Here is a 6,000-nt window from a genome sequence, read left to right as displayed (position 1 = left end):
CTACCGGATCTACTGGTGAATCTGGCACTACTGGTGCTACCGGCGCTACCGGATCTACTGGATCAACTGGACCCACTGGTGACACTGGACCTACCGGTGCTACTGGATCTACTGGATCTACTGGCGCTACCGGTGCTACTGGACCAACAGGATCTACCGGTGCTACTGGATCGACTGGTGACACTGGACCTACCGGCGCTACTGGATCGACTGGATCGACTGGTGACACTGGACCTACCGGCGCTACTGGATCTACTGGACCTACTGGTGCTACTGGACCTACCGGCGCTACTGGATCGACTGGTGACACTGGACCTACCGGTGACACTGGACCTACCGGCGCTACTGGATCTACTGGACCTACCGGATCTACTGGCTCAACTGGCGCTACCGGTACTACTGGATCGACTGGATCGACTGGTGACACTGGCGCTACCGGACCTACTGGACCAACGGGATCTACTGGTGACACTGGACCTACCGGTGCTACTGGATCTACTGGACCTACTGGCGACACTGGATCTACTGGCGCTACCGGTACTACTGGACCTACTGGTACTACTGGACCTACTGGTGCTACTGGAACTACTGGAACTACTGGCGACACTGGACCTACCGGACCTACTGGACCAACGGGATCTACCGGTGCTACTGGATCGACTGGTGACACTGGACCTACCGGTGCTACTGGATCTACTGGCGCTACCGGTGCTACTGGATCTACTGGACCTACTGGACCTACTGGCGACACTGGACCTACTGGATCTACTGGCGCTACCGGTACTACTGGACCTACTGGATCTACTGGACCTACTGGCGACACTGGACCTACTGGATCTACTGGACCTACTGGCGACACTGGACCTACTGGCTCAACTGGCGCTACCGGTACTACTGGATCGACTGGAACTACTGGCGACACTGGACCTACCGGCTCTACTGGACCAACGGGAACTACTGGTGACACTGGACCTACCGGATCTACTGGTACTACTGGATCTACTGGTGACACCGGACCTACCGGACCAACGGGAACTACTGGTGACACTGGTGCTACTGGACCTACCGGATCTACTGGTGACACTGGACCTACCGGTGACACTGGACCTACCGGCGCTACTGGATCGACTGGATCGACTGGACCTACCGGACCAACGGGAACTACTGGTGACACTGGTGCTACCGGACCTACTGGATCTACTGGATCTACTGGTGACACTGGACCTACCGGTGCTACTGGATCTACTGGACCCACTGGCTCAACTGGACCCACTGGATTAACTGGATCTACCGGTGCTACTGGATCTACTGGATCTACTGGACCTACTGGTGACACTGGCGCTACTGGATCAACAGGACCTACCGGATCTACTGGCGCTACTGGTGCTACTGGACCTACCGGTGCTACTGGCATTACTGGTATTACTGGGCCTACCGGTATTACTGGCCCTACTGGTATTACTGGGCCTACTGGTATTACTGGTTCTACTGGTATTACTGGTTCTACTGGTCCTACTGGTATTACTGGGCCTACTGGTATTACTGGCCCTACTGGTCCTACTGGTATTACTGGCCCTACTGGTATTACTGGCCCTACTGGTATTACTGGCCCTACTGGTATTACTGGCCCTACTGGTATTACTGGCCCTACTGGTATTACCGGGCCTACTGGACCTGCTTTTACAGAAGGCTTTTCAGCATTCAAATCATCTTTAGCCGTTACTGGATCTACAGGTATTAGTGGCTGGAGTACAGCGGCTCCTTATTTCACCACTGCTGCTTTTAATGCTACAACAGGTATATTTACAGTTCCATCAACCGGAAGATATTGTTTTGAAGCAACCATCAACTACTCTACAGCTGCAGCTATATCCCTTGGCATAGGTGCAGGTATTAATCCTACATTCGTCATTAACAGAATAACACCTACAGCGACAGATTTAATAAGTGGATTATTTCCTATAGTAAACTTAGCTGTAACATTGTTAACTATCCGAGCAGTTTTAGGGAGTGGAACCGTTACACTAGCTGGTGAAGTCCGATTGAATGCAGGAGATACAATTGGCTTAAACTACGTAGCAAACGGCTTGACTCTGGCAATTAATTTAGGGAGCACTAGCTCTAACTCTCCTGGCATTGTTTGGTCATGTCATAGAATTAATTAATGAAACCATATGAAATACATCCCTAAGAAACTTATTCTTACGGATGTATTTTTTCTATCCCTAAAAATAAGCATGTTTTGTTCTAGGGGGCTTGATTTTGAGGGAAGTTTACTACGCTCTATATCACGCTAAATTTCCTTATAGCTTTAAGTTACAATCTTATTACATAAAAAAAGTAGTACAAACCTTTGTATCAGTTTGTACTACTTTTCTTGATTGACCATGCTAATTACAAATACTGTATTTTCAATTTTGGAGCATAAATATTTCATTCAACAATTCATTTGCCACCGTTTGCCCTTGCTTGACACACTCCGGAATAGATATTCCTTCAAATGAGCTCCCTGACAGCTTCACCGTTGGGAAGTGTTCTTGTAATTCTTGCTTCACACGAGCAATTTTTTCTTCATGTCCAACTGTATATTGGGGCATTGCATTTTTCCAACGCGATACAATCGTTTCTACCGGTGCACCATCAACGCCAATTGTTTTCTTCAAATCTTGTAATACGGTCTTTTCAATCTCTGAATCAGATAACGCAACAATCGCTTCATCTCCAACACGTCCGATGTAGCTGCGCAAAAGCACATAATCTTCCGGTGTCGTATTGGGCCATTTACGATTGCTCCATGTACAGGATGTAATCGTAAAATCACTATTTCGAGAGACGAAAAACGAAAGGGCATCTAAGTCACCCAGTTGTTCCTTTTTAAAGGCCATCGTCACTGTAGCAATTGATGCTGCCTTCATCGTTTTCAACTCGGTTAGTAGATTTTGTTTACTAAATATCTTTTGCGCTACATTAAATGGTGTAGCGACTATAACAGCGTCGGCTTTTATTTGTGTGAAGTTATTTAATATTACTTGCACAGTATTGTCTTTACCATGTTCAATCTCTTCCACTTTGACGCCCTTCAACACTGTACCAGGAAGTAGTGATTCTTCTAACTTTTCGACAAGTGTTTCAAGTCCATTAGTAAATGTTTGGAAGATACCTTTATCTTTTGCAATGTGCTCGTTACTTAAAAAATTTGCTCCAGACTTTTTCATCCCTACAAGTAAACTACGATGTTTCTGCTCTAAATTAAATAGCTGTGGAAACGTCGAATACATACTCATCTGCTCGATATCCCCAGCAAAAGTTCCCGCGAGCAAAGGCTCTACAAGATTTTCAACAACCTCTGTGCCAAATCTTCTTCTGAAAAATTCACCTAAAGATTGGTCGTCAATTTGTGCAGAACGAGGAAGTACAATATCCCCGGCTGCACGAATTTTCCCACTTAGTGAAAACAATCCTGATGTTATAAATGGCGAGATATGCGGGGTTTCTCCTGACATGAGACTGCTTGGAATTGGATATAATTTACTACCTACTGCTATATAGGTTGGTCCAGCATTGCTTGTAATTAATTCATTCTCAATGCCTAAATCCTTTGCCAGCGTATACATATCATCATGACGATCAAAGAAAGATTCCGGTCCACGTTCAATGATAAATCCATTTTTTCGCAGTGTTTGGATTTTACCGCCAAGACGTAGTGACGACTCGACAAGTACGATATCTAGCGGCAATTCTTTTGCACGTGCTTCCTTTTGCATATAGAAAGCAGCTGTTAGGCCAGTTATACCGCCACCTACGACAACTACCTTTCGTCTTTTCTGAGTCACCTACATCATCACTTTCTTTTCGCTTAGCTTAGTTTTTTATGAATGGCATCCACCATTGCATCGATAAATAATGGGTGCGTGTTTGGCATAGCTGGACGATAGTAGTTTGCTCCTAGCTCATCACAAACAACTTTACATTCATAGTCATTATCGTAAAGAACTTCTAAATGCTCAGTTACAAAACCTACTGGTGTATAGACAAATGAACGGTAACCTTTTTGTTCATATAAATCACGTGTTAAATCTTGTACGTCTGGACCAAACCAAGGCTCTGGTGTTTGTCCTGCCGATTGCCAGCCAACTTCTACATTTTTTACGCCCGTTGCTTCTTGAATAAGACGAGCGGTTTCGATTAATTGATCTTCGTATGGGTCACCCATTTCTTTTACTTTCACTGGTAATGAGTGATTTGACACGATTAAGCATGCTTTTTCACGTTCTTCAGGTGACATTGCATCAAATGTTTCATTCACTTTCTCTTGCCAATATTGAATGAATTTCGGTTGGTCATACCAAGATTCCACAGAAGTAACAGTAAGACGGTCTCCCGCTGCTTCTGATGCGCGACCATTATAAGATTTAATAGAGAATGTTGAGAAATGAGGAGCTAATACAATAGAAACCGCTTCTTTAATGCCTACTGCCACCATTTCTTCTACAGCATCTTCAATGAATGGTTCAATATGTTTTAAGCCAATAAATAATTTATATTCTACTTCATCTTGAACTTCATTTAATCGTGCGCAAAGAGCTTCAGCTTGTGCTTTTGTTGCTTCTGCAAGAGGTGATAAGCCACCGATTGCCTCATAACGGCTACGTAAATCTTCTAGATGCTCAGCTGAAGGCTTTCGTCCATGACGAATATGTGTGTAGTATCGTTCGATGTCTTCTTCTTTGTAAGGTGTTCCATAAGCCATTACTAATAAACCTTTAACTTCTTTCATTAATCTTTCACCTCTATATAATAGTTAAACTCCGATTCGGGTACATTTTTTGTACATATTGTGACAAAAACAAATTGCGCTAGTTACGCGCAATTTGTTTGATTTTTATGCTTGTGCTTTAATTTGCTGTGCACTGTATTCGTGAATAAGTGTAGTTAAACGTTTCAATACGTCTGGATCTACTTCAGGGAATACACCATGACCTAAATTGAAAATATGACCAGGAACTTCTAGACCTTGGTCAATAATATCCTTCGTACGTTTTTCTATAATTGACCAATCTGCAAGCAATAACGATGGGTCTAGGTTACCTTGCACTGGCTTTGTAATGCCTTTTGCACGTGCTTCTCTAATAGGTAAACGCCAATCTAAGCCGACAACGTCGAGTGGTAAGTCATGCCATTCATTTACTAAATGACTTGCACCAACACCAAATTGGATTAGTGGTACATTTTCTTTTCTTAATTCTCCGAAAATGCGAGTCATAATCGGTTTAATGAATATTCGGTAATCCTCAACACTTAATGCGCCTACCCACGAGTCGAAAATTTGGATGGCTTTTGCACCCGCTTCAACTTGTGCAGCGATATCTGCAATAATCATATCTGCAAGCTTATCCATTAATGCAAACCATGCTTGTGGTTCTGACACCATAAATGATTTTGTTTTATTATAATTTTTAGAAGGGCCGCCTTCAATCATATAGCTTGCTAGTGTGAAAGGTGCTCCAGCAAAGCCGATTAACGGTACATTTAGCTGTTCTTCTGTTAATAGTTTAATTGTGTCTAAAACGAAAGGAGTATGCTCTTTTGCATTAAACTCACCTAATTTTTCGACATCTGCTACTGTACGAATTGGATTTGAAATAACAGGACCAATACCTGCCTTAATTTTCACGTCAATGCCGATACCCGGTAGTGGCGTCACAATGTCTTTATACAGAATAGCTGCATCTACATTATAATTTTCCACTGGTAAACGTGTGACATACGCACAAAGTTCAGGTTGGTGTGTAATTTCCTCTAAAGAGTATTTTTCTTTTATTGCACGATATTCTGGTTGTGAGCGTCCTGCTTGGCGCATATACCAGACTGGTGTATGTTCTGTTCGTTCTCCACGTGCAGCACGCAGAAGTGTATCATTAAATGTTGTCATGAACATTTCCTTCCCCTCGGTTAAAATTATCCAAATATTTTATCATTTACCTCTAATTATTGATATCC

4 protein-coding genes are annotated in these 6,000 nt (G+C 43.4%); all 4 read right to left on the bottom strand.

What is annotated here, in order from left to right:
* Positions 1-1,705: collagen-like domain-containing protein (locus ACIQ2D_RS20110; RefSeq protein ID WP_402867086.1), on the bottom strand; the 1,705-nt coding region annotated here is incomplete at its 3' end.
* A gap of 706 nt (positions 1,706-2,411) precedes the next feature.
* Positions 2,412-3,833: a protoporphyrinogen oxidase gene (hemY, locus tag ACIQ2D_RS20105; RefSeq protein WP_402867085.1), complete on the bottom strand. Its 1,422-nt coding sequence runs from the start codon at positions 3,831-3,833 to the stop codon at positions 2,412-2,414.
* A 23-nt stretch (positions 3,834-3,856) separates the two neighbouring features.
* Complete coding sequence (gene hemH / locus ACIQ2D_RS20100) at positions 3,857-4,777, bottom strand: ferrochelatase (RefSeq protein ID WP_402867084.1); 921 nt, start codon at positions 4,775-4,777, stop codon at positions 3,857-3,859.
* A gap of 105 nt (positions 4,778-4,882) precedes the next feature.
* The gene (hemE, locus tag ACIQ2D_RS20095) at positions 4,883-5,932 is read right to left on the bottom strand and encodes a uroporphyrinogen decarboxylase (protein ID WP_402867083.1); all 1,050 of its coding nucleotides are present in this window, start codon (positions 5,930-5,932) and stop codon (positions 4,883-4,885) included.
* Positions 5,933-6,000 lie beyond the last annotated feature (68 nt).

The organism is Lysinibacillus sp. NPDC097287, from assembly GCF_044761695.1.
Classification (GTDB): Bacteria; Bacillota; Bacilli; order Bacillales_A; family Planococcaceae; genus Lysinibacillus.
This window is presented reverse-complemented; position numbering and strand designations above follow the sequence as displayed.

Coding starts and splice junctions, on each gene's coding strand:
- hemE (WP_402867083.1), bottom strand. CDS start 5,932: ATGACAACATTTAATGATACACTTCTGCGTGCTGCACGTGGAGAACGA.
- hemH (WP_402867084.1), bottom strand. CDS start 4,777: ATGAAAGAAGTTAAAGGTTTATTAGTAATGGCTTATGGAACACCTTAC.